Here is a 22,638-nt window from a genome sequence, read left to right on the forward strand (position 1 = left end):
AGGGCTTTCCGGGCCCGGGACATCTGTCCTAAAAGAAACCTCTTAGGCTTAGGGCAGATGAAGCCCTTGGCCCGGATGCGCCTGGACAAAAGGGGCCTGGTTCGGGAGGTTGAGGCCGACCCCTCCTTGGGCCTGGAAGGGACAAACCTCCCCTGCGCCGATCTGGTTCAAGGCCAGGACCCCTTTGGCAGGCCGCTTTGCGTCCGCTGCCCGGTGCTCCGGGAACTGAAGCGGGGGGCCTACCGGGCCTCCACCCCCCTCCTCCTCAAGGGGCGGCGCCTTCGTTGCCAGGGCTATCCGGAAAACGGGGGGTTCCTGGTGGAACTCCACCCGGAGAGGGGCGAACCGCCGGACCTGTTGCTGGAGCTTTCCCGCCTCTCCCAGCACCTCCTTCGCCACCCCGAGGGCTTCCCCCAGGGCCTCCAGGGCTTCCTCAAGACCCTGAGGGAGGCCTTGGCCATGGAGGCGGCGGAGCTCTTCCTCGCCGACCCCGAGGGGCACCACCTGATCCTCACCGCCTACGACGGGCTTCACCGGGAGGCTTTCCTGGAAAGGCCCTGGTTCCAGCTGGGGGAAGGTTACCCGGGGATCGTGGCCCTGAGGCGCGAGCCCCTCTTCACCCACGCCCTGGGGGAGGATCCTCGCTACCTAAGGCAAAAAGTGAAGCAATTGGGCTACCAGACCTATGTCTGCTACCCCCTGGAGCTCCCCCACGGCCTCATCGGCGTTCTGAACCTCGCTTCCCGCAACCCCCAGGTGGACCACGAGGCGCTTTTGGATACCCTCGGCCGCGTGGGCCCTCTCTTCGCCAGCGCCCTTTACACCCTCCTGACCCGCCTAGGGGAGGTGGGGTTGCAGGCCCTCGCCCAGCACCTCCTCCGGGGCGAGGCCTCCGAGGCCCTCCTCAACCTCCTGCGGGAGGTGCGCCTCCTGGCCGGGGCCACGGGGGTGCGGGTGGTGGCGCGGGAGGGGCCCTGGGTGGAGCTGGGCTGGGCCCCGCCCTGCACCATGAGGGACTGCCCCGCCTGGCGCGGGGAGGTGGTGGGCCTAAAAAACGGTCTCCCCGACTGCCCCGAGGCCGAGGGCCGTCCCCGGATCTGCCTCCCCCTCTGGGCTCGAGGCGAGGTGGTGGCGGTCCAGACCCTTTTCCACGCCCGCCCCCCACGCCCCCCCACGGGCCCTGCGGCCCCGGTCCTCTGGCTGGAGCGGCTGGCCCTCCCCCTGCTCTTCCCCAAGGAGGGGAGGGCCTTGGCCTTCCCCGAGCTGGAGGTATACGCCCTCGGGGAGTTCCGGGTGCGCTACCAGGGGCAGGAACTTACCCCAAGGCGCTTCGGCAGGCAGGGTGCCTGGCGCCTTCTCAAACTCCTTCTGGCCAACAAGGACCGGGCCTTGTACGCCGAAGACCTCGCCGAAGCCCTCTTCCCCGAACTCCCTCCGGAAAAGGCCCGGCAGGAGGTGTACACCCTGGTCTACCACCTGCGCAAGGCCCTGCCGGGGATCGTGGAGCGGGAGGGGGAGTATTACCGGCTAAGGCTCCCCGAGAACCGCTTCCTGGACTTTGAGCGCTTTGAGGCCCTGATGCGCAAGGCGGACCTCGAGGAGGGCCTCGCCGCCTTCAAGACCCTGCGCCAGGCCCTGGAGCTCTACAAGGGCCCCCTCTTCGGCGACGATCCCTACGGGGAGTGGGCGGAGGCCGAACGGGCCTACCTGCAGGAAAGGGCCCTCTCCGGGCTTCTGCGCCTGGGAGAGTTAGCGGAAGCCCTGGGGTACAAGGAGGTGGCCAAGGAAGCCTACGCCCGCGCCCTGAGGCTCGAGCCCCTCCTGGAGGAGGCCCGAAAGCGCCTCCTCGCCCTGAAGGAGTGAAGATGGACCTCGCCCAGATACCCCTTTTCCGCGAGCTCGCCCCCGAGGACCTAAAGGCCCTGGCGGCGGAGGCCCGGTCCCGGCGCCTGCGCAAAGGCGAACTCCTCTTCCTGGAAGGGGAGCCCGTGCGGGGCCTCTTCGTGGTGCAGAAGGGGCTTGTCAAGGTCTACAAGCTGGACCCCGAGGGAAGGAAGCAGGTGGTCCTGCACGTGGAGGGGCCGGGGCGGGTCCTGGCCGAGGTGGCCCTCTTTCTGGAACGCCCCACCTACCCGGCCAGCGCCGAGGCCCTGGAGGAGAGCGAGGTTCTGGCCATTCCCAAGGACCGCTTTTTCCAACTCCTGGAGGAAAGACCCCCCCTGGCCCGGGCCCTGATCCGCTATCTGGCCCGCCGCCAAGGCCAGCTCCTCCACCTCCTGGACCGTCTGGTCTTCCACGAGGTGCGGGAAAGGCTCTGCGAGTTCCTCCTGGAAAGGCTCGCCGAAGAGGGGCAGGGCTTCCGCCTGCCCACCAACCCCGAGCTCGCCGCCCTTTTGGGCACGGTGCCCGAGGCGGTTTCCCGCAACCTGGGGGAGCTTTACCGACAGGGGCTTATCCGCCTCGCGGGGCGGCGGGTAGAGGTGCCGGACCCCGGGGCCCTGGAAGGCCTGATCAAACGCTAACGCTTACCATTTGCAAATCATAAAATCCGACCGGAATACTTGACTTTAACCCCCCTTCGGGATAACCTCCCCCTTAGGTGATGCCCATGCCCTCCCTGGCCCATCTTCCCCCCGGCGCCCGTGCCCGCGTCCTGCGGGTGCCCCCTGAGCGCAGGCGGCTTCTGGCCCTGGGCTTGAGGCCCGGGGTCCTGGTGGAGGTCCTCCTGCGAGCCCCCCTGGGGGATCCCCTGGAGGTGCGGGCCGGGGACGCCTTTCTCCTCCTGAGGGAGAGCGAGGCCCGCCAGGTCCTGGTGGAGCCCCTGGAGGAAGCATGAGTTGCCCCCGTTGCGACGCCGCCACCCCGGTCCTCAAAGGCGAGGAACGCTGGGCCCTGGTGGGCAACCCCAACACGGGGAAGAGCTCCCTCATCAACGCCTTGGCGGGGGCGAGCCTCGAGGTGGGCAACTGGCCCGGGACCACCCTGGAAAGGCTCTCGGCCTACCTCCGCCTGGGAGAAGCCCGGGTGGAGCTGGTGGACCTCCCCGGCACCTACAGCCTCCTCCCCACCTCTCCCGAGGAGGCCCTGGTCCTAAAGGAGCTCCTCCTGGACCCGCCGGACCGCCTGCTGCTGGTCCTGGACGGGGGCAACCTGGAGCGGAGCCTGATCCTGGCCCTGGAGGCCATGGAGCTGGCCCTCCCCACCGCTTTGGTGGTGAACCTCCTGGACGAGGCCGAGGCCAAGGGCTTGGAGGTGGACCTCGCCGCTTTGGAGGAGGCCCTGGGCCTGCCCGTGGTCGGCGCCATAGCCAGCCGGGGCCGGGTGGAGGGCGTCTTGGAGAAGGCCCTCGAGGCCCGGGTCCCTGACCCTCCCGTGCGCTACCCCCCTCCCCTGGAAGAAGCCCTGGCCCGCCTGGAGCCCCTCATCCCCCAGCCCGCCCGCCGGGCCCTCGGCCTCCTCGCCCTCCTGGGGGAGGGGGTGCCCCTGCCCCAAGAGGCCCAGAGGCGCGCCGAAGAGGAGCGGGAAAGGCTTCTAGCAAAGGGGCTTGACCCCTACCTCCTGGCCCTCGAGGCCCGCTACCAAAGGGCCCAAGAGGTTTACCGCCACGCCGTCCGCCGCAAGGAGGCTCCACCCTCCCTCACCGAGAGGCTGGACCGCCTGGTCCTGCACCCCCTTCTGGGCCTGCCCCTCTTCCTTTTGGCCATGTTCCTGGCCTTCCGCTTCACCTTCGCCCTCTCCGCCCCCTGGGTGGACCTGGTGGGCCGGGTCCAGGAGGTGCTTGCAGGGTGGCTTGCCGCCCTTCCCCTCCCTTCCCTTCTCCGCTCCTTCCTAGCGGAAGGGGTGGTGGCGGGTGCAGGCACGGTGCTCTCCTTCACCCCCGTCCTCTTCCTCCTCTACCTGGCCCTGGCCTTCCTGGAAACCTCCGGCTTCCTGGCCCGCATGGCCTTCGTGGCCGACCGGATCATGAGCTGGGCAGGCCTTCCCGGCAAGGCCTTCATCCCCTTGGTTCTGGGTTTCGGGTGCAACGTGCCCGCCGTTTACGCCACCCGGGCCCTCGCCCACCCCCTGGACCGGCTTAGGGTGGCCCTGGCCATTCCCTTTCTGGCCTGCGGCGCCAGGCTTCCGGTCTTCACCCTCTTCGCCTTCGCCTTCTTCCCCGAGCGCGCCCCCCTGGTGGTCTTCGGCCTCTACCTCCTCGGGCTGGCCACGGGCCTCCTCACCGCCTTCCTCCTAGGGAGGGCCCTGGAGGCGGGGGCGGGCGAGAGCGCCATGGAGCTTCCCCCTTACCGCTTCCCTCCCCTTAGGCTTCTTCTCCGCCTCTCCCTGGTCCGCACCGGGAGTTTCGTGCGGGGGGCCGGGGGGCCCATCCTGCTGGCGGTCCTCCTCATCTGGGCCCTGCTCCACGTCCCCTTGGCCGGGTCCACCCCCTACGCCCTCCTGGCCCAGGCCCTCACCCCCCTCTTCGCCCCTCTGGGCCTCGGCGACTGGCGGCTGGTGGGCGCCTTGGTGCCGGGCTTCGTGGCCAAGGAGGTGGTGGTGGGGGCCTTGGGGGTGAGCTTTCTGGGGGCCGAGGCCGCAAGCCCCCTGGGGTTCCTCCAGGGGCTCCAGGCCCTGGCCCAGGGGCTCGAGGGGGCCTTGACCGGAACCCTGCAGGGGCTCTTCGCCCTCCTCGCCCCCCCGAGCCTTCTGCCTGCCCTCGAGCCCACGCCCCTCCAGGCGGCCCTGAAAGGGGCCGCGAGCCCCCAGGGCGCCCTGGCCTACCTGGTCTTCGTCCTCCTCTACACCCCCTGCGTGGCCACCCTCACCGCCCTCAGGCAGGTGGTGGGAGGGGCCTGGACTCGGTTCGCCGTGGCCTACCAGCTTTTCGTGGCCTACCTTCTGGCCTTCGCCTCCAGTCGCCTTTGGCCATGATCCAGGAAGCCCTCGCCCTCCTCGCCACCCCCAAGACCGCCTCCCAACTGGCCCAGGCCCTGGGCCTGAGGCCAAAGACGGCAGAGCTCCTCCTCCAGCAGCTGGCGGCCCGGGGCTACGCCCGGCCCCTCGGTTGCGGGACGGCCTGCGGCCTTTGCGCCTTCCGGGGGGCGTGCCAAGGGAATAGAGAACCCTACTGGGTGCGCCTGGGCTAGCCCTCCGGCACGTGTACGTTGGGCAGGGTCTGGGCCCAGGTGCGGTTCTTCTCTATGTAAATCCTCCACTGCTCCGGAACGTCCTCCTCGGGGTAGATGGCGTTCACCGGGCAGGCGGGCACGCAGGCCCCGCAGTCAATGCACTCGTCGGGGTGGATGTAAAGCTGCTCCCCGGCGTCGTAAATGCACTCCACCGGGCAGACCTCCTGATCCTGTCCTTCACGCCGATGCAGGGCTCGCAGATCACGTGGGGCATCCTTCACCTGGTTAGCCAAAGCGCACATTACCGCGCGCCGACCCCCCACCAGGATGAGGGTCTCGGCCTACCTGCCACCTCTCCCACGGTCCCGCCAGGTGCAGGACGGGCTTGAGGGGCGAGAGGTCCCTCGGCACCTCGCGCCCGAGGAGAGGAAGGAAGAGGCCTGCCCTCAGGACCCGCCAGGGATTGGCGCCCAAGGAGTTCCTTCCAACGGTTGACCCAACGGTTGACCCCTTCTGGCTCCCTGGAGAGCCCCGAAAGCTCAAAAGGAGAGAAAGTACGGCTTTGGCCTTCCCCATCTCTCGGGAAAGCCTCCGCCTGAGGTAGGGGTTCCTTTCGGCCTCCCTGAGCTTCTTGAGCTCCTGGAGGCGGCTTTGGTGGAACCCCTCGGCGTGGGCGAGGAAGGATTCATCGGAGAGAAGAGCTCTGTAGCCCTTGGGAAGCTTCTCTTCGTACCCCAGAGCCCTTCTCCCGATCACGAAGGCGGCGGCCACGTCCTTGGAGAGGTGGAGCTGGGGGGCGTACTTGAGCGTCCCGATGGTGGAGGTGTCCCGGGGGTCCACCTCCACCACCTCCACCCCCCGCTTATGGGCCAGGGAGTGAACCTTCTCCAGGAGGGAGCGGTAGGCGAAGCGGTGCTGCTTGCGGCGAAAGTGCCGTCCGGTGCCGTCTCCCTTACGGGACTTCCTGAGGTGTTTGAGCCTCTCGGTGGCGAGGGCGGTGCCGTGTTCCTCCGCCAGGGCCACCACCTGGTGGGCCACCTTCCAGAGGACGATCTCCTTGGCCCCCTTGGTGGGGGCTCGGTCCACCTCCTCCAGGGAGAGGGTCAGGTAGCGCTGGAGATTCCCGTCGGGGGAGACCACCGCGAGGGCCAGGTGGTAGGGGTCGCCGTTCACGTCTATCCCCAGGACCCCGTTCGCCCTGGTGTGGACGGGAGGGGGAAGCGCCTCGCCCCAGGAGAGGTGGGCGTAGACCTTCCCGTCCTTGAGCGTGAGCTCGGCGTTGTAGGGGAGCGCCGTGTGAGCCCGTTCCAGGAGGGCTTTCAGATGGGGATGGGAGGTCTTCACCAAGGCGCGGGCGGACCGTCCCTCCTCTCCGAGGTGGACGAGGAGCCACAGCGCCCCGTCTTCCACCCGGAGCTTGAAGTGGGGGTTGCCCCCTTTGGCCTTGTCGCCTTGAGTGTAGAGAAGTCCTCGGCGCTTCTCCTTCCACCTGCGCTTGAGGTGTTCCAGGGGTTTTCCCGAGAGGTGCTTGCGCTTGAGCTGCTCAAAAAGTCCCCTCCCCCCGAAGACCACCTTGCGGGGGTCGTTCCCTAGCTCCTCCGCCGAGGCGAGGAGGGCCTTGGCCTTCTCTATGGCCCCGTCGGCGTAGCGGGTGTTGAGGTGGAAAAGGGTGCACAAGGGGCCGTCCGCCCGCTTGAGCTCTTCCCGGGACTTTCCCTCTAGAAGGCGCTGGTAGGCGAACCTCATCGCGGCGGAGAACCTGCGCATGAGGTCCAGGACCGCCTTCTCGTCCCCGGGGTCGGGGAAGACCAGGCGGGCGTGGACGCCGAGGTAGAGCTTGGCGGCTTTGGCCTCGGGCATCCTTGGTTTCATTTTACCTCCCCCCTGTCCCTTTCGCCGCCCTCCGTGAAGTTTTGTGCTTTTGGATGAGCTGGGGATGGGAAAGAGGAAGTGCGCGGATTTGTGGGCTATTTTTCAACTGTTTGCGCCTCCACCTCCCAGGGTGGGGGCGAGGCCGGGCGCGGTCCATGACCGGGGTCAAGGGGTAAGGCAAGGGACCGGCACACCTGGGGGACTCGCCGAAGTGATGTATAATCGCGCTGTATGCTGCGCAAGCAGGTCTACCTCACCCCCGAGGAAGAGGCCAAGCTGAAACGCCTGGCCCGCGCCACGGGGCGCACCGAGGCGGAGATCCTCCGCCTGGCCTTGGACCTCCTCCCGGAGGAGGAGGCCCCCTTGCTCCTGGCCCTGGCGGAGGAGGGGCTCTTGGAGGTCCCCGAGCGGGCCGTGACCCCGACCCGGATGGAGGAGGCCTACCGCCGCTACCTGGGGAAGGTGGCCGGGCGCGGGCTCGGGCTCTCCAAAGCGGTCCTGGAAGACCGGGAGGGGCGGTGATCCTCCCCTACCTGGACACCTCCGCCCTGGTGAAGCGCTACGACCCGGAGGAGCCGGGAGCGGAGGAGGTGAGGACCCTCTTCACGGAGGTTCGGGCGGTGCTCACCAGCTCCCTGGCCGTGGTGGAGGCGGTGTCCGCCTTCCGCATCAAGGAGCGGCAAGGCGTTCTTACCCCGGAGGAGGTGCGCTTGGCCGTAGAAGCCCTGGAGGCCCACGCCGCCCTGCAGTACCGCCTGGTGCCCCCGAAGCCCCCTGTTCTCCGAGAGGCCAAAAGGCTCCTCCTGCGCCACAAACTCCGGGCCTACGACGCCTTGCACCTGGCCACCGCCCTGGTGGTGGCCAGGGTGGCCGGGGTGGAGCCGCGGAAGCTCCCCTTCTGGACGGCAGACGAGGAACAGGCGAGGGCGGGGGAGGCCGAGGGTCTGGCGGTGAAGCGGGTGTGATGCCCTTTTTTCGGCTTCGTCCGTTTCTCTGCCACCGGGGATCCCTGCTGGGGCCCCCATGCTGGCTTGCGCCAGCATGGGGTGGTATGACTCCATGCCCCTTCCCAGGTGCGAAAAGGTGAGGCCGTTCGTTGACGCCCAGGCGGCAAGCCGCCTAGGGTAAGGCATGGTCCGCCTGCGCAAGCCCCTTCCCCCCTACGCCCTCAAGACCCCGGAGGGGGGCAAGGTCTACCTCCCGGACCTCAAGGGGAGGCCCCTCGTCCTCCTGCGGAGCGAGGCCCTGGCCCAGGACCTGGCGGCGCGGGAGGCGGAGCTCAAGGCCCTGGGGGCCCAGGCTTACCTCCTGGCCCAGGCCCCAAGGCCCAGCCCCCTCCCCCTCCTCCTGGACCCGCAAGGAACCCTCCTCTCCGCCCTCCCCGAAGGGGGCGCCCTGGTGGCGGACGCCTTCCTCGAGGTCTACCACCTGGGCCCTATACGGGACGCGGAGGAGATTCTGGACTGGATCCGGTTTATAGAGGCCCAGTGCCCGGAGTGCGTCCTGCCGGAGGCGGACTGGTTCTGAAGGGGTGGGGTATGCCCTTCCGTGCCAAGCGGGTCTACGATCCCCCTTCCCCCGAGGACGGCTTTCGGGTCCTTTTGGACCGGCTCTGGCCCCGGGGGCTTTCCAAGGAGAAGGCGCGGGTGGATTGGTGGGCCAAGGAGCTCGCCCCCTCCGACGTCCTAAGGCGCTGGTTCGCCCACGACCCCGGAAAGTACCCGGAGTTCGTCCGCCGCTACCGGGAAGAGCTCAAGGGAAACCCCGCCCTGGCGCGGCTTAAGGCCCTGGGGGAAGAGGGCACGGTGTCCCTTCTCTTCGGCGCCAAGGAGACGCGCTACAACAACGCCCAGGCCCTCTTGGCTATCCTGGAGGGCGAAGGAGGGGTTTGAACGCCTTCTTCGCCTTCTCCAGCTTGGGGGCGATGACGAAGCGGCAGTAGGGGGCCTCGGGGTGGCGGGCAAAGTAGTCCCGGTGGTAGTCCTCGGCGGGGTAGAAGGTGGTGAAGGGGAGGAGCTTGGTGGCGATGGGCTTAGGGTAGAGGGGGGCGAGTTCCTGCATCACCGCCTCCGCCACCCGCCTTTGCGCTTCCGAGTGGTAGAAGATGGCGGGGCTGTACTGAGGCCCCACGTCGGGCCCCTGCCGGTCCTCGCTGGTGGGGTCGTGCACGGCGAAGAAGTAGCGGAGGAGGTCGGCGTAGGGGAGCACCTCCGGGTCAAAGCGCACCTGCACCGCCTCGCGGTGGCCCGTGGTCCCGGTGCAGACTTCCTCGTAGGTGGGATGGGGCACGTGCCCCCCGGCGTAGCCCGGCACCACCTCCAAGACCCCCCGAAGGAGCTTGAAGGCCGCCTCCGTGCACCAGAAGCACCCGCCCGCCAGGGTGGCGATCTCTTCAGGCATAGCCTCAGGTTACCCGGAGGAGGGGGCCAAGGGGCTGACCCCCGCCACAAAGGGCGAGGGCAAGAGAAGGAGCCCGAGGAAGGTGCTTTAAGTACCCCACCGCGGCTTTCGCCGAGGTAGGGGCCCCAAAAAAGGGCATCCCATGTCGCGAAACCAAAGTGCGGGCACTTAGCCGGTGCGCGCCTGGGGGCTTGACAGGAACGGGGATCGGGGTCTAATATTTAGGAGTCCTAAGGAGGTAGGGATGAAGCGGATGGGACTGACCCTTATAGCTTTTGCGGTACTGGCCTTGGCCCAGTACGGCGGGAACGGCTTTCCCTATCCCGAGGGCTACCGGCTCTGGACCCACGTGAAGAGCATGGAGCTCAAGCCCGGCCACCCCCTCTACGAGAGCTTCGGGGGGCTCCACCACATCTACGTGAACCCCGTGGGCCTAAAGACCTATCTGGAGGGGAAGAAGACCCCCTTCCCCAAGGGCACGGTCATCGTCTTTGACCTCCTCGAGGCCAAGACCGAAGCCAACGCCCTCCTCGAGGGCCCAAGGAAGCTCATCGGCGTCATGGTGAAAGACCCTGGGCGCTACCGCGACACGGGGGGCTGGGGCTACTACGCCTTCGGCCCCGACAAGAAGCCCCTGGCCATAGACCCCAAGGCCTGCCACGCCTGCCACCAGGGGGCGGCGAACACCGACTACGTCTTCAGCGCCTTCCGGCCCTAAGCTAGAGGGGTGGAGGAGAAGCTCCTCGCCCTCCTGGAACGCCTGGCCCAGGCGGAAAGGGCCCTCCTCACCCGGGAAGCCCACCGCCTGGGCCTCACCGCCACCCAGGCAAGCCTCCTCCTCCACCTGGCGGAGCGCCCGGCCGGGGTGGTGGACCTCGCCGCCCTCCTCGCCCTCACCCCGGCCACGGTGAGCGGGGCCCTGGCCGCCCTGGAGCGGAAGGGGCTCCTTCACAAGGCTCGGGACCCCGAGGACCTAAGGCGTTGGACCTTAAAGCCCACGGAACGGGGCCAGGCGCTCGCCGAAGCCCTGAGGCACTACGCCAAGCCCCTGCAAAGGGCCCTGGACGCCGTGGAGGACCAGGAAGGCCTCCTCCCGGGCCTCATGGCCCTCCTCGCCTCCTTGGTGCGCCAGGGGGTGATGGCGGAGACCGGCCTCTGCCTCACCTGCCGCCACCTGAGGCGGGAAGAAGGCTTTTTCTGCGCCCTCCTCCAGATCCCCCTGGCGCCTTCGGACCTACGCCTCGCCTGCCCGGACCACACGCCTTACCAGAGGTAGAAGAGGGTGACGATGACCAGCCAAACGGCGTCCACCAGGTGCCAGTAGATGCTGGCGGCCTCGAGGGTGCCGTGGCTGTGCGGGGTGATCCTGCCCTTAAGGGCCTGGAAATAGGCCAGAGCGAGGCCGGTCCCACCGATGAGAATGTGCAGGCCGTGAAGGCCCACCACGGTGAAGAAGAGCCCCGTCCAAAGGTTCTCCTGCCAGCTTACCGCCCGGTAGAAGTGGGCGAACTCGTAAAGCTGGATCAGGAAGAAGAGGGCCCCTAGCAGGAGGGTGACGAGAAGGCCGAAGCGAAAGGGGCTGAGGCGGCCCCGCCTAAGGTCGTGGTGGGCGAAGTGCACGGTGAAGGAGGAGCTCACCAGGAAGAAGGTGTTGAGGAGGGCGAGCCACAGGGGAGGCCTTTCGGCGGGAGGCGCCGCGTGGCCGGAGAGGCGGAGGTAGAGGTACCCGGCGAATAGGATGGCGAAGAGGCTCACCTCGGAGACGATGAACCAGGCCATCCCCATCCAGGCGTTGGACTTGCCGGTAACGGTGTGGGGATGGTGCTCTACGGCGTACTCCGGGGTAAGGGCCCAGCGGACAAGGGCATAGAGGAAGAGAAGGAGAGACACGCCCATTCCGGCACCGGGCCAGGGCTCCATAGCGGCAAAGAAGAAGAAGCCGAAGAGGAAGAGCGCCGCCAGAAAAGGCCAGGGAGTGGCGCTAGGCAGGGGAATGGCCGCAGGGTCTAGGGGCCTCGGGGCCAGGCCCAGGCGGGCCCAGTCAAAAAGAGGCCGCTCCGAAGGGAAGGTCTCCGGAAAGGCCACGGCAAAGTTGTACGCCTTAGGGGGGGAGTCCGCCGCCCACTCTAGGGTCCAGGCCCCCCAAGGATTCGCCGGAGTCTTCGCCCCGCGGCTGAGGCTCTGCCACATCGCGTAGACCCAGACGAGCCCCCCGAGAAGAAGGAGGAAGGCCCCTACGGTAGAGGTGAGGTTCAGCTCCGCCCAGAGATGGTTGCCCATCGGGTAGGTGTAGTAGCGGCGGGGCATGCCGAAAATCCCCAGGAGGTACTGGGGTAAGAAGGTGGTCCAGAAGCCTATTTCAAAAAGCCAAAAGTGGAGCTTGCCCAGCCGCTCATCGTACATGCGGCCGGTGAGCTTAGGCCACCAGTAATAAAGCCCGGCGAAGAAGCCAAAGGCGCTACCGGCCATGAGGACGTTGTGGAAGTGGGCGATGAGGTAGTAGGAGTTGTGCACCGCGTAGTCAAAGGGAATGATGGAAAGCGTAACCCCGGTGATGCCCCCCACCACAAAGTTGACCACAAAGCCGATGACCCAGTAGAGGGGCGTGCGGAAGTGAAGCGCCCCCCGCCACAGGGTGCCCAGGATGTTGAAGATCTTCACCCCCGTGGGCACGGCGATGAGGGCGGTGAAGAAGGCAAAGGCGACTTGGAAGATCGCGCTCTCCCCCACGGTGAACATGTGGTGGGCCCAGACCATGCTGGAGAGGACCACGATGCCCACCTGGGCGTACACCATGAAGCGGTAGCCAAAGAGGGGCTTCCGGGCGAAGGTGGAGGCCACCTCGGCCAGGATCCCCAGATAGGGCAGGAGCATCACGTAGACCGTGGGGTGGGAGTAGAACCAGAAGAACTGCTGGAAGAGGACGGGGTCCCCCCCGATCCCCGGGTTGAACCAGGAGAGGCCGAGCTTCCGCTCCAGAAAGACCAGAAGCGTAGAGACCGTGAGGCCGGCCAGGGTGAAGAGATTGAGGATGCTGGCCGCGAATACGCTCCACACGTAGATGGGCATCCGCCAAAGGCCCATCCCCTTGGCCCGCAGGTTGTAGATGGTGGCCAGGAAGTTGGCCCCGGAAAGGAGGGAGGAGATCCCCAAAAGGAGGATGCTGGAAGCGTAGAAGTTGACCCCGCCGCCTTCCGGCCGGGCCGAGAGGGGGGTAGTAGTAGGTCCAGCCCGCGGCGGGCGCACCCCCGAAGAGGTAGGAGATATAGACCAGGATCACCGCTCCCAAAAAGGCCCAAAAGCTAAAGGCGTTGACCCGGGGCAAGGCCACGTCCCGCTCCCCCAGCATCAGGGGGACGAGGAAGTTGCCGAGACCTGCGAGACCGGCCTGGATGATAAAGAAGAAGAGCATGGTGGCCCCGTGCAGGGTGACGATCTCGTTGTAGGTCTCGGCGCTCAGGAAACGGTTCTCCGGCACCGCCAGCTGCACGCGGATCAGGACCGCTAAGACCCCCGCCACCGCAAAGGCCACCAGGGAGACGAAAAGGTACATGAGCCCAACCTTCTTGTGGTCCACGGTGGTCAGGAGGTCCCAGATCCAGGACCAGAGGGTCGCCTTGGGCTTTGCCGCTACCGCCATATCCTTGCACCTCCTAGCGCTCGGGGAGGGTGCTAAAATCCAGGCCCCCAGGCTTTAGGCCCTCCAGGTAGGCCGCCAGGGCCTCGAGGTCCTGAGGGGTCAGGTGGGGAAAGGGGGGCATACGCACCCCCAGCTTAAGGGCGGGGGCGTTTTGGATCCAGGCCTCCAGGTTCGCCCGGGTATTGGGCAGGAAGCCTGCGCCCAGGGTGGTCCGCAGGCCGAAGAGGGTCAAGTCAGGGCCTATCGTCCCTTGGCTCACCCCCTCCACCCGATGGCAAGCGGCGCAGTTCTGCCGGAAAAGGACCTCCCCCTGCCGGGCCAGGGGCGTGGCGGCGGATGGCTTGAAGGTCTGGGCCGCCTTCACGAAGCGGGCGTACTCGGCCCCCGGCAGGACGATCACCCGGAAGAGCATGCGGGCGTGGCCGGGGCCGCAGAGCTGGTTGCACTCCCCCAGGTAGCGCCCGGGGCGGCGGGCCTGGATGAAGGTCCGGTTAACCTGGCCGGGGATCAGGTCCACATCGGGACCCAGGTTGGGGGCCCAGAAGGCGTGGAGAACATCGGCCGCTGTGCCCGCCACCTCCACCCGCCGCTCCACCGGGATCACCAGCTCGTTGCTGGTGCGAAAGCCTTCGGGATAGGTGAAATTCCAGAAGTACTGGCGCGCCTCCACCTCCACCCGGTAGGCCCCGGCGGGCAGGACGCGGGTCACCAGGCTCTCCACCGTAACCCCGAAGAGGAAGAGAACCATGAGGAGGGGGATCACCGTCCAGATTATCTCCAGCCGCTCGTTGCCCCTCAGGGTAGAGGCCTGGTATTCCACCCGGAACGCCTCTCCTCGGGTGCGGTAGCGGTATACGCTCCAGACCAGCGCCCCGTAGACCACGAACACGATGAGAAAGGCAAGGGCCAAGACGATGAGGAAAAGCCGCCGCACCTCGAGGCCGAAAGCGCTCGAGGAATCCAGGATGGTGACGGTTCGGGCCAAGGCCGGGCCGAAGAGAAAGAGGAGGGAAAGGAGCGCTCCGGCCGCGGGACAAAAGACCCTGGCCTTAAGCATAGCCTGAAGCTAAAGGGTCCTCCTGACCCGCGCCATGACCTAGGTCATGCCTGCCCCGGCCCTAGGGCGGGGGTAAAGAATAGGGTCAGCGAGGAGGCCTTTCCTTTAGGACATCCTGGGGCTTCAGGGGGTTCGCCCGGGCCTTCTTGACCTCCTCGGGCGCGATCGGCCTCGGGTTCTTGTTGCCGAAGGAGGAGAGGACGTGGTTGAGAAGGGCCGCCACCTGCGCGTCGGAGAGCTGCTGGCCGAACGCCAGCATAAGGCCGTTGTACGTGGCGCTCCCCACCTTCAAGGGTCCCTGCAGGCCGAAGAGGACCGCGCGGATCAGGTAGACGCGCCCCCCGTCCGTCTCGGCCAGCTGGTCCAGGCCCTTAAGGCTGGGGAAAGCGCCGGGAACCCCGAGCCCCATAGGCTGATGGCAGCTTGAGCAGTGCTGGCTGTAGAGCTTCGCCCCGTCCTGGGCCAAGGCCAGGCCCAGAAAGCCCAAAGCCGCAAGCGCGCCGACCCAAAGCTTCTTCCGCGCCATGCCCTTCACCTCCCGATCGCCCGCTTCCCCGCCTTCTCCAGCCAGGCCGGGGACACGTAGGCGCACCGGGGTTCGCTTTGCAGGTAGTCCCCGGTCTCCGCCCAGGCCCGGGCCCGGCTTCCCCCGCAGACGTAGCGGTACTCGCACACCCCGCACTTCCCCTTGAGAAGGTCCTTGTTCCGGAGCTCCTGGAAGAGGAGGCTATTCCGGTAGATCTCCAGAAGGGGTTTTTCCCGGACGTTCCCGGCGTAGACCGGCAAAAACCCTGAAGGGGCCACGTCCCCGGTGGCGGAGACGAAGACGAAGCCGTTCCCGTCCGTGACCCCCAGGCGGGAGTGCTCCATGCCGTCTTGGAAGTACTCCCGGTAGAGGCTCTCCCCCGCCGCCAGGGCCCGGTCTTGCCCACCCTCCTCCTTGCGCCGTTGCAGCACCACCCGGCGGAAGTGGTGGGCCTCCGTGGTCTTCACGTGGAAGGGATACGCCTTGGAGACCTCGTAAAGCCAGTGGAGGACCTCCTCAAACCCCTTGGCGGAAAGCTGCCTAAGAAGCGCCCCCCGGCCCACCGGCACCAGGAAGAAGAGGCTCCACAGGACCACCCCCTTCTCCGCCAGGAGGTCGGGGAGGGCCTGGATCTCCGGCCAGTTCTCCCGGGTGACGGTGGTGTTCACCTGGGTGGGAAGCCCCGCCTCCCGGGCCCAGGAGAGGGCCTCGAGGGTCCTCTGGAAGGTCCCCGCCTCTCCCCGGAAGGCGTCGTGGCTTTCGGGGCTCGCCCCGTCCAGGGAGAGGGCGAGCCGGGTCACCCCCGCCTCCTTTAGGCGGAAGACCCTCTCCCGGGTGAGGAGGGGGGTGGCCGCAGGGGTGAGGCCCACCTTGAGGCCCAGGGTCCGGGCGCGTTCAATGAGGAGAAAAAGGTCCTCCCGGGCCAAAGGATCCCCCCCGGTGAGAAGGAGGAGGGGCTTCGGGCGGTAGGTGGCCACCTCCTCTATGAGCCTTAAGCCCTCCTCGGTGGAAAGCTCCCCGGGAAGGGGGTGAGGCATGGCCGAGGCCCGGCAGTGCCGGCAGGCGAGGAGGCAGGCGTTCGTCACCTCCCAGGCCACCAGGTAGGGGTAGCGGGCGAAGTCGGGACGCTCCATGGGGTTATCCTCCAAGCGGGCGAGGGCGCGCTTCCATGACCGGGGTCAAGGGGCCGGGGATTTGCCCCGGCCCCAAGGGCTTCACCAAGGGCTTCAGTAGATGTCGTGGGCGGTGTTGTAGACGTTGAACTTACCCGTGGGCGTGCGCACCCAGTCGCCGGTAATCCGGGCCCTTTCCTTGAGGGTCAGGGCGTCGTAGACGACGATGAAGGTAGGGGTGTCCTTGCTCCCCCAGGCGGAGACCCAGATCTCCGTGCCCCCCTTGTTGAACTCGGGGTGGACCATGCGGGCCTTGAGCTCCTGGGCCCCGGGCACCTCCCAGCACTTGGTGACCTCCAGCTTGCGCTTGTCGATGGCGCAGAGGCTGGCGGCGGCCTGGGGACTTGGGCTCATGGGGAAATCCACAATCACCCAGGGGCTGTTGGGGTGGGTCTTGATGAAAAGCGTGCCCGCGTAGGGGAGCTGGATCCTTTTCACCACCTTCCAGGCGTACTGGGGGTGTTTCTCGGGGTCCACGCCCACCACGGTCACCTCGGGGCTGCCGATGTTCCCCGTGGCCCACACCGGCCCATAGGTGGGGTGCTCCCAGTTAGACCCCCGGCCCGGGTGGGGCCGCACCCCGGCTTCCACCTCGGCCACGAACTCCCGGGTCTTGGTGTCTATCACGATGAGCTTATTCACCGCGTTGGCCGCCACGATGAAGTAGCGCTTGAGGGCCCAGCCGCCGTCGTGGAGGAAGCGCTCGGTGTCGATCATGGTGATGGGAAGGGGCCTGCCCGGCTTGGCGAGCTGGGAGTAGTCCACGAGCCAGGTCTGGCCCGACTCCTTCAGGTTCACGATCCACTCGGGGTTGAACTGGCTGGCCACGATGGCCGCCACCCGGGCCTCCTGGACGAACTCTCCCGCCCCCTTGGTGTAGGACATGGTGGAGACCATCTTCAGGGGCTCCAGGGTCTGCCCGTCCAGGATGACCATGGCGGGCGGCCAGTAGCAGCCCACCACCGCGTACTTGTCCTCGTAGCCCTTGAACTTGCTGGACTCAATGGAGCGGGCGTCCACGCAGGGCTTGGACTCCGCCACCACCTGGGGCGGGTTCATCCAGAGGTCAATGAGGCTCGCCTTCCCGTCCCGGCCGATGGCCATGAAGTAGCGCCCCGTGGCGCTGGAGCGCAGGATGTGGGTGGCGAAGCCCGTGGGCACGATGGTCACCAGCTCCTTCTTGTCCCCGTCAATGATGGCCACCTGGCCCGTGTCCCGGAGCACCTGGCCGAAGAAGTTCTGCCAGTTGCGGTTGTGCTGGGGTTTGGTGGGCCGCTTCTCCGGGGGCACGTAGACCCTCCAGGTCTTGCGGATCTCCTCGTAAGAGGGGATAGGAGGCGCAGGGGGCTCCTCCAGGAGGAAGCGGGCCATGAGCTCGGTGTCCTTCTCGCTCAGAATCCCCTGCCGCCCCCAGTCGGGCATGCCCCCAGGAAGCCCGCCGAAGATCACCGCCTTCAAGTACTCCAGCCCCCGTTCCGCCATCTTCTTGGGGTCTAAGGCCGGACCCGTAGCCCCCTTGCGCAAGACCCCGTGGCACCCGGCGCAGCGGTCAAAGTAGATCTGCGAGGCCCTTGCCCTCTCCTCCGGGGTCAGCGGCGAAGAGGCCTGCGCCAGGGCGAAGGCCCCCAAGAGGACCGCCACGAACCAAAGTCCTATCCGCTTCACGATCTCCCTCCTTTCGCTAACTAGGATAGCCTCATCCGAATAGGACAGATGTCCTAAGACAAAAGTCCCTACAAAAAGCTCCCCCGGGCCCCTCGAGGCCCAGGGGCCTGGACCGGGTTCAGTGGGCGTGCTCCCGCTCGTGGAAGGTGGTCACCACCCACCACATGCCCTGGGGGACGAAGAGGTACACCAGGGAGCTGAACCCGATGAGGTAGCGCCAAAAGGGATCCAGGTGGGGGGGAAGGATCATCCCCAAGGCGCCCAGGGCCTGGAGGAGGGCGAAAAGGTAGGAGAAGCGCACCACGCCGGGGCGATGGAGCATCCGCCCCAGGGCGTAGAACATGGCGTAGAAGCCGGCGGCGGAGACCATGAGCATCCCGTAAAGCATCAGGTCGCGCACCGCCTCGCTAGTCATGGGCTCCCACCTCCTTGGCCCGGGTAGCCTGTCCCCTGCCGATGGTAACCAGATCCCAGAGAAGGACCAGGTAGCTTAGGAGGAAGAAGACCCCGAAGACGAAGCGCCAGACCATGCCGTTTTGGAACCAGGGGTGGGTCTGGGCCTCAATGTAGGCCTGCCAGGTGCTTCCCCCGATGGCCCGCTCCACCGTGGTCTGGGTGAAGCCCGCCACGGTCATGGCCGCGGACATGCCGAAGATGCCCACCACCATGAGGAGGAAGGCCCACTTCCAGAGCTTAGAGTCAAACCGGGGAAGCTCGGGCCTGCGCACCTGGTGCAGGGCCATGTAGATGACGGTGAGGATGGCGGTCACGTAGGCCCCGAAGAAGGCCAGGTGCCCGTGGGCCGGGGCAAGCTGGGTACCGTGGGAGTAAAGGTTGATCTGGGGCAGGGTCTGCATGAAGCCCCACACCCCCGCCCCGATGAAGTTGCCGAAGGCCTGGGCGATGGCCCAGAAGAGGGCGGGCTGGCTTACCGTCTGCATGCGGTGCATCCCCGCGTCGTAGACGGCGTGGACCACCATGGCCACCAGGGGGATGGGCTCGAGGGCGCTGAAGAAGCCGCCGAGGCCGAGCCAGTACTCCGGGGTGCCGATCCAGAAGTAGTGGTGGCCGAGGCCCAGAATCCCGGTGCCGAAGACCAGGGCCACCTCGAGGTAGAGCCAGGTTTCCACGATGCGCCTCGGCGTCCCCAAAAGGTGCATGAGGGCCATGGCCATGATGGAACCCACCAGCACCTCCCAGGTGGCCTCCACCCAGAGGTGCACCACCCACCACCAGAAGTACTGGTCCATGGAGATGTTGGGGGTGTAGTGCATCCCCGCGGTGTAGAGCCCCGCCAGGGCCACGAGGTCAAACATGAGCACGGCCGCGACCCCGGTGATCCTTTGCGCCTTGAGGGCGGTGGCCACCACGTTGTAGAGGAAAACCGCCATCACCGCCACAATGCCGATGTCCGCCCAGCGGGGGGCCTCTATGTACTCACGGCCCTCGGTGATGAGCCAGAGGGTGAAGGCGTTGCCCGGCCCGTACTGCACCAAGAGGTAGACCAAGACCACCACCGCCACGGCGCCCACCAGGGTGAAGAAGGCGGCCTTGGCGAGCCGGATGCCCACCACCTCGCGCCCGAGCTCCAGGGGCAGGAACCAGTAGACCCCGCCCATGAAGCCCAAAAGGAGCCAGACGATCATGGCGTTCACGTGGAGCATCCGGTTGGTCATGAAGTTGAGCTTCCCGTAAAGGAAGCCCGGGTCCAGGTACTGCCAGGCGGCCAAGAGGCCAAAAAGGATCTGGGCCCCGAAAAGGGCGAGGGCCACCCAGAAGTACCAAAGGGCGAGCTTCTGGGACTCGTAAAGCCTTCCCTGCGGTAAAGCCTGGGTCATGCTTCACCTCCTACTCCACCGCCGCAAAGCGGTCGGGGAAGCCGTTGGTGTCTATGGCCGACATCCACTTCAAGAAGGCCACCAGGGCCCGGGCCTCCTCCTCCGTGAGGTGGAGGTTGGGCATGCGCCGGGCGAAGGTGGGGTAGCGGTCCGGGTGCTGGAGCCACTCGGCCATGGCTTCCTCCCGGGTGGCCTTGCCCGTCATGCCCTTCACCATGGTCTCCCACTTGGGGTCCAGCCAGGCCCGGGTGAGGTCGGGGGCGAAGTAGGCCCCGTTGCCGAGGAGGGTGTGGCAGTCCATGCAGTTGCGGCTCTGCAGGGTCATCTTGCCCTTGTTGACCAGGGCGTAGGCCTCCGCCTCGCTCCAGACCTTGCCGAAGAAGCCCACCTCTTCGCCGATCACCGGCACGTCCCGGCGCTTCTCGTAATCCCGCTTGAGGCCGATCTCCCGGTTGATGACCGCGTAGGCGGGCACCCGCGCCGAGCCCTCGCGGATCTGGTTCACCGAGTCCACGGTGAGGTAGACGAGGATGCCCGACATGATGAGGGAGCTCACCACCGCGGCGTTCCGCCAGAAGCGGGGCTCCAGCCACCCCGACCCCCGGGAGAGCCACAGGGTGAGGACCACCGTGGCGAAGAGGGCCCCGATGGTGGTTTCTATCCAACCGATCTCCATACGCGCCTCCTTTCACCTCCAGCTCATAAACTCCGACCTCCAGGGATGGGTTTCCATGACCCAAGTCAAGGGCAAATGTCCCAAGTTCCTTCGCTTCTCCGGATGCCCTCCTTCCTGGGAGCTACCCAAAGCGCCCCCTCCTGGGGGTTACCATGGGGCCATGGCCCTCCGAAGCCTTCTCAAACGGGAAGAGTCCTACGCCCTCCATGCCCTTCTCCTTCTGGCGGAAGAACCCGGCCTCTCCGCCTTGGAGATCGCCGAGAAGCTCAAAGCCCCCTCGGCTTTCATGGCCAAGGTCCTCCAGAAGCTGGCCAAGGCGGGCCTGGTGGAAAGCCGCGTGGGCCGGGCGGGTGGGGTGTGGCTGAAGCTCCCACCCGAAGAAATCAGCTTGCTTAGGGTCATGGAATCCCTGTCCGGCCCCGTGGTCCTGGACCTCTGCGCCGCGCTAAGGCGCTGTCCCACGGAGGAAAGGCGGGGGTTTTGCTACCTGAAGCCCAACCTGGTGCGCCTGAACCAAGAGATCCGCAAGGCCTTCGCCTCCCTCACCCTAAAAGACCTCCTTCCCGCGGTGCAGGAAGGAGCTTGACCCAGGTCATGGCGGCAAGCCCTCCCCGGGGATCAGGCTTAGGGGCATGGAAGGGATCACCCCAAAGACCACCGTGAACGAGGTCCTAAAGCGCTTTCCCGAGGCGGTGAAGCTCCTAAACGCCCTCGGCCTGGACACCTGCTGCGGCGGGGCCGAGCCCCTGGAGGAGGCGGCCAAGGCCGCCGGGCGGGACCCCCGGGAGGTCCTAGAGGCCCTCTGCGCCTTCCTCGCCGAGGAGGCCCGGCGGTGAACCTCCTGGAAAAGGCCCGCTACGGGGCGGTGCGGGGGGTGGAGCTCCTCGCCGACCACCCCGAGGTGCGCCTCGTCCTCTTCAGCCTCCAAGAAGGCCAAGAGGTGCGGGGGAAGGGGGAGCCCAGGGTGCACCTGCTTTGCCTCGAGGGCACGGGCACCCTGTGGGCGGGGAACAAGGAAGTGGCCGCCACCCCCGGCACCCTTCTCGCCTGCGAGCCCGGGGAGCCTCACGGGGCCAAGGCCGGGGAGGGGCGGTTTCTGGTCCTCGGGATCATCACCCCAAGACCATGATCCCGGCGAGCCGCCTGGCCCTCACCACGGCCCTCCTCTGGTTCGCGGGGGCGAACCTGGTGGGGCTTCTTTTGGGCGTGGGGGCCCTGCCCTACACCTGGCGCCCCGCCCACGCCCACATGCAGCTTTTGGGTTTCGTGGCCCTCATGATCTACGGCGTGGCCTACCACGCCCTGCCCCGCTTCCGGGGCGTGGTCTTCCGCAGGCCCGGGCTTGCCCTCCTCCAGGTGGGCCTGGCGAACCTCGGGCTTCTGGGCATGGCCCTGGCTTGGGGCCTGGGGAAGGGCGTCTGGGGATTCTTCGCCGGGGTTTCCCTCGCCGCCGGTTGGCTCTTCGTCCTTCTCATGTTGGAGGTGCTCTGGGCCTAAGGGACCTCCGTCCCGGGCCCCCTCCCCTACCCTGTGAGGTGCCCATGCGCGCGACCGCGAGCGTTCCCCTGAAGTCGGTGGCCCTGCCCACGGAGCACGGGGGCTGGGGCTTCACCCTCGAGCCCCTCCTCCTCGGCCTCCTCCTCGCCCCCGGCCTCCCCACCCTGGGGCTTCTCCTTTTCGGCCTCTTCGGCTTCCTGGCCCGGCACCCCCTGAAGCTCCTCTACCAGGACCTCAGGCGGGGCAAGCGCTTCCCCAGGACAAACCTCGCCCTGAAGGTGGCGGGGGTCTACCTGGCCCTGGCCCTCCTTGGGTTCCTCCTCGCCACCTTCACCGCCCGGGGGCCCTTCCTCCTGCCCCTTTTCCTCGCCCTGCCCCTGGGGGCCTACATGGCCTGGGCCGACGCCCAAAGCCGCGCCCGGGACCTCTTCCCCGAGGTGGCCGCCGCCCTCTTCATGGCCTCCCTCGCCCCCGCCGGGGTCCTCGCCGGGGGGCTTCCCCCGGAGGTGGCCCTGGGAAGCTTCCTCGCCCTGGCCCTCAGGGACGTGGCCGCCCTCTACTACGCCCGCACCCAGGTGCTGCGGGCCCGGGGCCAGACCCCCAGGCTTTACCCCGCCCTCCTCGCCCTCTGGGGGAGCGCCCTCTTGGCCTCGCTCCTCGCCCAAGGCCGCCTTCTCCCCCACCCCGCCTTCCTCGCCCTCCTCCTCCTCGCCCTATACGGGAGCCTCACCCTTTCCCGCCCCCCGGCGCCCGCCCGGGTGGTGGGCTGGGCGCAGATGGGCTTCGGCCTCCTCGTGGTCCTGTCCGCCGCCCTGGGCTACACCCTCCAGGGCCTCCCCACGGCGCTCCTAGGGGTGCCTTCCCTCCACCGCTTCCTGGGGTGGGGGCTTTGGGGCCTGGCCCTTTTCCTGGGGCTCTACCTGCTGGTAAGGAAGGAGGTGCCCCGCCCGGTGCGCTTCCTGGTGGGGCTTTACGACCTCAACGCCCTCCTCGGCCTCCTCTACCTGGCCTTCGCCCAGAAGCTCCTCCCCCACCCCCTCCTCGCCCTCCTCGGGGTCTTGGAGCTGCACCTCTTCCTGAAGCGCCCCCACCCCTGGCCGGGGATCGGGTTTTTGCTCCTCGGGGCTTTGCTCCTCTGGCACTGAAGGGTGGCCTTGACCACCCTTCCCGGCCAAAGGGAGGGGCAG

25 protein-coding genes and 2 pseudogenes are annotated in these 22,638 nt (G+C 67.3%); 16 read left to right on the top strand and 11 right to left on the bottom strand.

The window, feature by feature from the left end; translation table 11 throughout:
• Positions 1-57 precede the first annotated feature (57 nt).
• The 5 genes from ACY5J6_RS08175 (at position 58) to ACY5J6_RS08195 (ending at position 5,126) form a co-directional block, all read left to right on the top strand.
• Positions 58-1,863 (top strand): GAF domain-containing protein, encoded by a 1,806-nt coding sequence (locus ACY5J6_RS08175; protein WP_462844493.1) that lies wholly within the window; start codon positions 58-60, stop codon positions 1,861-1,863.
• 2 nt (positions 1,864-1,865) lie between these two features.
• Positions 1,866-2,522, top strand: a complete 657-nt coding sequence (locus tag ACY5J6_RS08180) for a Crp/Fnr family transcriptional regulator (protein WP_462844494.1) — start codon at positions 1,866-1,868, stop codon at positions 2,520-2,522.
• Between the two features lie 80 nt (positions 2,523-2,602).
• Positions 2,603-2,836, top strand: a complete 234-nt coding sequence (locus ACY5J6_RS08185) for a FeoA family protein (protein WP_462846509.1) — start codon at positions 2,603-2,605, stop codon at positions 2,834-2,836.
• Positions 2,833-4,911: a ferrous iron transport protein B gene (feoB, locus tag ACY5J6_RS08190; RefSeq protein ID WP_462844495.1), complete on the top strand. Its 2,079-nt coding sequence runs from the start codon at positions 2,833-2,835 to the stop codon at positions 4,909-4,911. The genes ACY5J6_RS08185 and feoB overlap by 4 nt, the downstream gene beginning before the upstream one ends.
• Positions 4,908-5,126 (top strand): hypothetical protein, encoded by a 219-nt coding sequence (locus ACY5J6_RS08195; RefSeq protein ID WP_462844496.1) that lies wholly within the window; start codon positions 4,908-4,910, stop codon positions 5,124-5,126. The genes feoB and ACY5J6_RS08195 overlap by 4 nt, the downstream gene beginning before the upstream one ends.
• Here the strand turns inward: ACY5J6_RS08195 and ACY5J6_RS08200 are convergent.
• Both ACY5J6_RS08200 and ACY5J6_RS08205 read right to left on the bottom strand, forming a co-directional pair.
• Positions 5,123-5,382: pseudogene (locus ACY5J6_RS08200) on the bottom strand (indolepyruvate ferredoxin oxidoreductase subunit alpha). The gene ACY5J6_RS08195 and the pseudogene ACY5J6_RS08200 overlap by 4 nt on opposite strands.
• An 11-nt stretch (positions 5,383-5,393) precedes the next feature.
• Entirely contained in the window at positions 5,394-6,980 is a 1,587-nt protein-coding gene (locus ACY5J6_RS08205; RefSeq protein WP_462844497.1) for an IS200/IS605 family accessory protein TnpB-related protein, read from the bottom strand.
• Positions 6,981-7,211: 231 nt separating this feature from the next.
• Between ACY5J6_RS08205 and ACY5J6_RS08210 the strand changes: the two genes are divergently transcribed.
• The 4 genes from ACY5J6_RS08210 (at position 7,212) to ACY5J6_RS08225 (ending at position 8,872) form a co-directional block, all read left to right on the top strand.
• Entirely contained in the window at positions 7,212-7,502 is a 291-nt protein-coding gene (locus ACY5J6_RS08210) for a ribbon-helix-helix protein, CopG family (protein WP_054638593.1), read from the top strand.
• On the top strand, positions 7,499-7,945 hold the full coding sequence (locus tag ACY5J6_RS08215) for a type II toxin-antitoxin system VapC family toxin (RefSeq protein ID WP_011229164.1): 447 nt from the start codon (positions 7,499-7,501) through the stop codon (positions 7,943-7,945). Before ACY5J6_RS08210 ends, ACY5J6_RS08215 begins: the two co-directional genes overlap by 4 nt.
• A gap of 166 nt (positions 7,946-8,111) precedes the next feature.
• Entirely contained in the window at positions 8,112-8,507 is a 396-nt protein-coding gene (locus ACY5J6_RS08220; protein ID WP_462844498.1) for a hypothetical protein, read from the top strand.
• Positions 8,508-8,518: 11 nt separating this feature from the next.
• Entirely contained in the window at positions 8,519-8,872 is a 354-nt protein-coding gene (locus ACY5J6_RS08225) for a DUF488 domain-containing protein (protein ID WP_462844499.1), read from the top strand.
• On the opposite strand, the gene msrA is transcribed toward ACY5J6_RS08225, so the two are convergent.
• The gene (msrA, locus tag ACY5J6_RS08230; protein WP_462844500.1) at positions 8,844-9,380 is read right to left on the bottom strand and encodes a peptide-methionine (S)-S-oxide reductase MsrA; all 537 of its coding nucleotides are present in this window, start codon (positions 9,378-9,380) and stop codon (positions 8,844-8,846) included. The genes ACY5J6_RS08225 and msrA overlap by 29 nt on opposite strands.
• Before the next feature lie 244 nt (positions 9,381-9,624).
• Between msrA and ACY5J6_RS08235 the strand changes: the two genes are divergently transcribed.
• Positions 9,625-10,098, top strand: a complete 474-nt coding sequence (locus ACY5J6_RS08235) for a cytochrome P460 family protein (RefSeq protein WP_462844501.1) — start codon at positions 9,625-9,627, stop codon at positions 10,096-10,098.
• Between the two features lie 9 nt (positions 10,099-10,107).
• On the top strand, positions 10,108-10,656 hold the full coding sequence (locus ACY5J6_RS08240; protein WP_462844502.1) for a MarR family winged helix-turn-helix transcriptional regulator: 549 nt from the start codon (positions 10,108-10,110) through the stop codon (positions 10,654-10,656).
• Here ACY5J6_RS08240 and ACY5J6_RS08245 read toward each other — a convergent pair.
• The 8 genes and pseudogenes from ACY5J6_RS08245 to ACY5J6_RS08280 form a co-directional block, all read right to left on the bottom strand.
• Positions 10,644-13,020, bottom strand: a pseudogene (locus tag ACY5J6_RS08245) (cbb3-type cytochrome c oxidase subunit I). The gene ACY5J6_RS08240 and the pseudogene ACY5J6_RS08245 sit on opposite strands and share 13 nt — an antisense overlap.
• A gap of 13 nt (positions 13,021-13,033) precedes the next feature.
• Positions 13,034-14,077, bottom strand: coding sequence for a cytochrome c oxidase subunit II (gene coxB / locus ACY5J6_RS08250; RefSeq protein WP_462844503.1), 1,044 nt, complete (start codon positions 14,075-14,077; stop codon positions 13,034-13,036).
• An 85-nt stretch (positions 14,078-14,162) separates the two neighbouring features.
• The gene (locus tag ACY5J6_RS08255) at positions 14,163-14,603 is read right to left on the bottom strand and encodes a c-type cytochrome (RefSeq protein WP_462844504.1); all 441 of its coding nucleotides are present in this window, start codon (positions 14,601-14,603) and stop codon (positions 14,163-14,165) included.
• A gap of 5 nt (positions 14,604-14,608) precedes the next feature.
• Complete coding sequence (locus ACY5J6_RS08260; RefSeq protein WP_462844505.1) at positions 14,609-15,736, bottom strand: TIGR04053 family radical SAM/SPASM domain-containing protein; 1,128 nt, start codon at positions 15,734-15,736, stop codon at positions 14,609-14,611.
• A gap of 93 nt (positions 15,737-15,829) precedes the next feature.
• On the bottom strand, positions 15,830-17,440 hold the full coding sequence (locus ACY5J6_RS08265) for a cytochrome D1 domain-containing protein (RefSeq protein ID WP_462844506.1): 1,611 nt from the start codon (positions 17,438-17,440) through the stop codon (positions 15,830-15,832).
• 118 nt (positions 17,441-17,558) lie between these two features.
• Positions 17,559-17,855, bottom strand: coding sequence for a hypothetical protein (locus ACY5J6_RS08270; protein ID WP_462844507.1), 297 nt, complete (start codon positions 17,853-17,855; stop codon positions 17,559-17,561).
• Positions 17,848-19,278, bottom strand: coding sequence for a cbb3-type cytochrome c oxidase subunit I (locus tag ACY5J6_RS08275; RefSeq protein WP_462844508.1), 1,431 nt, complete (start codon positions 19,276-19,278; stop codon positions 17,848-17,850). The genes ACY5J6_RS08270 and ACY5J6_RS08275 overlap by 8 nt, the downstream gene beginning before the upstream one ends.
• Positions 19,279-19,288: 10 nt before the next feature.
• Positions 19,289-19,954 (bottom strand): c-type cytochrome, encoded by a 666-nt coding sequence (locus tag ACY5J6_RS08280; RefSeq protein ID WP_462844509.1) that lies wholly within the window; start codon positions 19,952-19,954, stop codon positions 19,289-19,291.
• A 160-nt stretch (positions 19,955-20,114) separates the two neighbouring features.
• On the opposite strand from ACY5J6_RS08280, the gene ACY5J6_RS08285 reads away from it, so the two are divergent.
• Genes ACY5J6_RS08285 through ACY5J6_RS08305 form a run of 5 tightly spaced genes read left to right on the top strand, consistent with a single transcriptional unit; the run spans position 20,115 to position 22,596 of the window.
• Positions 20,115-20,540 (top strand): RrF2 family transcriptional regulator, encoded by a 426-nt coding sequence (locus ACY5J6_RS08285; protein ID WP_462844510.1) that lies wholly within the window; start codon positions 20,115-20,117, stop codon positions 20,538-20,540.
• 46 nt (positions 20,541-20,586) lie between these two features.
• Positions 20,587-20,790: a DUF542 domain-containing protein gene (locus ACY5J6_RS08290; protein ID WP_462844511.1), complete on the top strand. Its 204-nt coding sequence runs from the start codon at positions 20,587-20,589 to the stop codon at positions 20,788-20,790.
• The gene (locus ACY5J6_RS08295) at positions 20,787-21,083 is read left to right on the top strand and encodes a cupin domain-containing protein (protein ID WP_462844512.1); all 297 of its coding nucleotides are present in this window, start codon (positions 20,787-20,789) and stop codon (positions 21,081-21,083) included. The genes ACY5J6_RS08290 and ACY5J6_RS08295 overlap by 4 nt, the downstream gene beginning before the upstream one ends.
• Positions 21,080-21,451 (top strand): hypothetical protein, encoded by a 372-nt coding sequence (locus ACY5J6_RS08300; protein ID WP_462844513.1) that lies wholly within the window; start codon positions 21,080-21,082, stop codon positions 21,449-21,451. The genes ACY5J6_RS08295 and ACY5J6_RS08300 overlap by 4 nt, the downstream gene beginning before the upstream one ends.
• Before the next feature lie 44 nt (positions 21,452-21,495).
• Positions 21,496-22,596 (top strand): YwiC-like family protein, encoded by a 1,101-nt coding sequence (locus ACY5J6_RS08305; protein ID WP_462844514.1) that lies wholly within the window; start codon positions 21,496-21,498, stop codon positions 22,594-22,596.
• Positions 22,597-22,638 lie beyond the last annotated feature (42 nt).

The organism is Thermus sp. H19.2 (assembly GCF_054979525.1).